Raw genomic sequence first — 3,918 nt, 5'->3', positions numbered from 1 at the left:
CGGCCGCCGAGCCGCCGGGGCGGCCGGCGTTGATCAGGACGAACGCGATCGCGGCCGCCAGCACCAGGATGCCGAAGGACCACCAGATCGCGGTCGAGAAGCCCTCGACCATGCCCTGGAACTGCACCGTCCGCGCGGCGGCCGGGGTGGTCGCGGTGGCCGCGTGGGCCGCCAGCCAGGTGGCGGTGGCGCTGGCCGCGATGGTGTTCAGCAGCGCGGTGCCGATGGCGCCGCCGACCTGCTGCGAGGTGTTGACCATGGCGGACGCCACGCCCGCGTCGCGCGGCTGGACGCCGTGCGTGGCCAGGCTCATGGCCGGCATGAACGCGGTGCCCATGCCGAGGCCCATCAGGATCAGACCGGGCAGGATCAGCGCCGGGTAGGACGTGTCCAGGTCGATCTGGGTCAGGATGAGCATGCCGATCGAGGCGACCAGGAAGCCGGGCGCCATCAGGTACCGCGCCGGGACGCGGGTCATCAGCCGGGCGCCGATCTGGGTCGAGCCGGTGATCATGCCCGCCACCATGGGCAGGAAGGCCACGCCGGTCAGGACCGGGCTGTAGTCGAGCACGATCTGCAGGTAGTAGGTCAGGAACAGGAAGAGACCGAACATGCCGATCACGGCCAGGCCCAGCGACAGGTAGACCCCGCCGCGGTTGCGGTCCAGTACGACCCGCAGCGGCAGCAGCGGCGCCTTGACCTTCAGCTCGACCAGGACGAACGCGGCCAGCAGCACGGCGGCGGCGACGAACAGGCCGATCGTCACGCCGGAGCTCCAGCCGTCCGACTCGGCCCGGGTGAAGCCGTAGACCAGGGCGACCAGACCGGTGGTGACCAGCAGCACGCCGGGGATGTCGAGGCGGTCGCGGTTGCGGCCGACGGCGGGCTCGCGGATCACCATGACGGCGCCGACGGCGGCGATCACGGCGAACGGGATGTTGACGAAGAAGGTCCAGCGCCAGTTCATGTACTCGGTGAGCACACCGCCGAGGATCAGACCGATCGCGCCGCCACCGCCGGCGATCGCGCCGTAGATGCCGAACGCCTTGGCGCGCTCCTTGGCCTCGGTGAACATCACGGCCAGCAGCGAGAGCGCGGCCGGGGCCAGCAGGGCGCCGAAGACGCCCTGGAGGGCGCGGGCGCCGAGCAGCATCGCGGTGTTGGCGGCGGCGCCGCCCAGCGCGGAGGCCAGCGCGAAGCCGGTCAGGCCGACCACGAACGCCCGCTTGCGCCCCCACAGGTCGGCCACCCGGCCGCCGAAGAGCAGCAGGCCGCCGAAGGCCAGCGCGTACGCGGTGATCACCCACTGGCGGTTGCCGTCGGTGATGCCGAGGTCCTTCTGGGCGGACGGCAGCGCGATGTTCACGATGGTGGCGTCGAGGACGACCATCAGCTGCGCGAGGCCGATGAATATCAGGGCCTTCCAGCGCCTCGGGTCGGGCTGGAGGGCGGACGGGGCGGTTTGTGGCATGGGGGTACTCACTTCGGGGTGCCGGGGCGTGCGAATGGTCTGGAAGGTGCGGAGGGAACGCGGGCGGCGGCGGGCGCGCACGGGCGCCGCACCGCGTCGGCGCGGTGAAGGGGCTCTGGTGTCAGGTCACGCCGGTCGGCCGGCGCGGTGGTTCAGCGCGGTGGTTCAGTGGTCGCCGTGGAAGTCCTCGAAGGTCGCGGCCCGGCCGGGCAGGACGCCGGGGGCGGGTGCCCGCATGCCGTCCAGGAACAGTTGCAGGTGCCGGTGGACGAAGTCGCCCAGGACGCGGCACGAGGTGCCCGGAAGCGGGCGGGTGAGCTGGCTCATCGCGATGAACAGGTCGCCGTGGTCGACGTCCGGACGGGCCTCGCCCGCCGCCTTCGCCCGCTCCAGCAGGTCACCGGCGACGGCCAGCAGGCGCTCGCGCGCCTCGACCAGGTCCGGGTCGTTCCTGTCGACCCGGTTGGTGAGCAGTGGGCAGAGCGCGCCGACCTTCTCGTCGACGGTCTCGTGGGCGAACCGCTCCAGGGCGTCGAACGCGCCGGGGACCTCGGCGGCCGCCCGCTCGGCGATCGCCACGATGCGGTGCTGCACGAGCAGCGCCACCTCGCGGATCAGCGCCGTCCTGGTGGGGAAGTTCCGGTAGAGCGTAGCGTTTCCGACGCCCGCCCGCTTCGCGATCTCGTCCAGCGGCGCGTCCGCGCCGTGCTCGACGAACGCGTCCCGGGCCGCCAGGACGATCCGTTCGCGGTTGCGGCTCGCGTCCGCGCGCAGTCTGGGCGCGCGGGCCGGGCCCGCGGCGCGGGTCGAACGGGGGGCGACGGTGGTCACGGGGGCACTCCTCCCGGGGGTACGGGTTCCGGGGAGTCGCTCCCCGCTTAGTCCTACGGAAGGCTAAACGGGGAATCCGTCCCCGGAAATTTCACACCCGGACGTGACCTGCGTCACATCGCCCCGACATTCCCGCCGAGCGCGGCCGCCACCGGCCGGTGCAGCGGGATCTCGAAGTGGACGGTGGACACCCCCGGCCCGTGCTCGCCGGTCGGGCGGGCGTCGTAGACCTCCTCCGCGAGGCTGCGCCAGAACGCCTCGGCGCCCGGGATCGCGGTGTTGGTGTGCAGGTAGAGCCGTCGGTAGCCGCCCTCCCCGGCGGCGAACGCGCGGGCCCGGTGGACGAGCTCCCGCGCCAGCCCCTGCCGCCGGTGCTCGGCGCGGACGTAGACCCGGACCAGCTGCGCGGTGGTGCCGGACGGGTAGCGCCGGGCGAGTTCGCGCGGGTGCGGCGGATGGGCGGGGCCGGTGGAGTGCAGCGCGGTGGTGGCCACCACCTCCTCGCCGTGCACGGCAACCAGCAGGGCGTGCCGGGGGTGGTCCAGGTAGTACCCCTGGAGGTCGACGACGTCGGCGTGCCAGTCGGGCACGTAGCCGTAGCCGAACTCGCGGTAGAAGGTGTCCAGGATCAGCCGGCGCGCACCGGTCACGTCCTGGGGGAGCGCGTGGCGCACAGTGTAAGGGAGTTGACGGTCCATCAGGATTCTCCGACGGGGTTGGGCGCGGCGGGTGAGGGGCAAGAGTACATGAAAACCACTTTCATCTGACGCATCGACGGATTCACGGTCCGGCGCGTTGAAAATGAAAACGAATCCCGTTACGGTCCTGCCTGTCGGTCGGGACCGCCGAGTCCACCGGGTCCGCCGAGTCCGTCGAAAGGGAGAGTCGTGGCACATCTGCTGGTGATCGAGAGCTGGGTCGGCTCCATGAGCAGGCTGCTGCCACGGGCGCTGGGGGAGGGCGGTCACCGCTTCACCTTCCTCACCCGCGACCTGCACCACTACCTGCGCGCCGCCGACCCCGCCGACGGCCCGCACCCGCTGCTCGCCGCCGAGAACGTCCTCACCGCCGACACCAACGACCCGGACGCGCTGCTCCCGTACGCCGAACGGCTGCACGCGCTGCTCGGCTTCGACGGCGTGCTCTCCTCCTGCGACTACTACCTGCCGCAGGTCGCCCGGACGGCCCGCCGGCTCGGCCTGCCCGGACCGGCGCCCGAGGCCGTCGCCGCCGCCTGCCGCAAGGACCTCACCCGCCGCCGGCTCGCCGGGGCCGGCGTCCCCGGCCCCGCGTACGCGCTCTGCGCCGACGCCGGGCAGGCCCGCGCCGGGGCCCGGGCGATCGGCTACCCGCTGGTCGTCAAGCCGGTCGACCTGTGCGCCGGGATGTTCGTCCGCGCGGTCCGCGACGAGGCCGAACTCCTCGCCGCGGTCCGGGCCCTGGAGGCCTTCCCGGTCAACGCGCGGGGCCAGCGCCGGGAGCCCGCGGTGCTGCTGGAGGAGCTGCTCACCGGACCGGAGGTCAGCGTCGAGACGGTCTCCGCCGACGGCGTCGCGCACGTCGTCGGGATCACCGACAAGAGCGTCGGCGGCGCGCCCGCCTTCGTCGAGACCGGC

General features: G+C 73.0%; 4 protein-coding genes. 1 reads left to right on the top strand and 3 read right to left on the bottom strand.

What is annotated here, in order from left to right:
- The 3 genes from ABD308_RS05420 to ABD308_RS05410 all read right to left on the bottom strand — a co-directional run.
- A partial coding sequence (locus tag ABD308_RS05420) for an MFS transporter (RefSeq protein ID WP_344327253.1) occupies nt 1–1,471 on the bottom strand: 1,471 nt, incomplete at its 3' end.
- A gap of 165 nt (nt 1,472–1,636) precedes the next feature.
- On the bottom strand, nt 1,637–2,302 hold the full coding sequence (locus tag ABD308_RS05415; protein ID WP_344327245.1) for a TetR/AcrR family transcriptional regulator: 666 nt from the start codon (nt 2,300–2,302) through the stop codon (nt 1,637–1,639).
- 113 nt (nt 2,303–2,415) lie between these two features.
- The gene (locus tag ABD308_RS05410) at nt 2,416–3,000 is read right to left on the bottom strand and encodes a GNAT family N-acetyltransferase (RefSeq protein WP_344327233.1); all 585 of its coding nucleotides are present in this window, start codon (nt 2,998–3,000) and stop codon (nt 2,416–2,418) included.
- 189 nt (nt 3,001–3,189) lie between these two features.
- Here ABD308_RS05410 and ABD308_RS05405 point away from each other — a divergent pair.
- Nucleotides 3,190–3,918: ATP-grasp domain-containing protein (locus tag ABD308_RS05405; RefSeq protein WP_344327221.1), on the top strand; the 729-nt coding region annotated here is incomplete at its 3' end.

The sequence above is a fragment of the Kitasatospora putterlickiae genome, assembly GCF_039527695.1.
In the GTDB taxonomy this organism is placed as follows: Bacteria; Actinomycetota; Actinomycetes; order Streptomycetales; family Streptomycetaceae; genus Kitasatospora; species Kitasatospora putterlickiae.
This window is presented reverse-complemented; position numbering and strand designations above follow the sequence as displayed.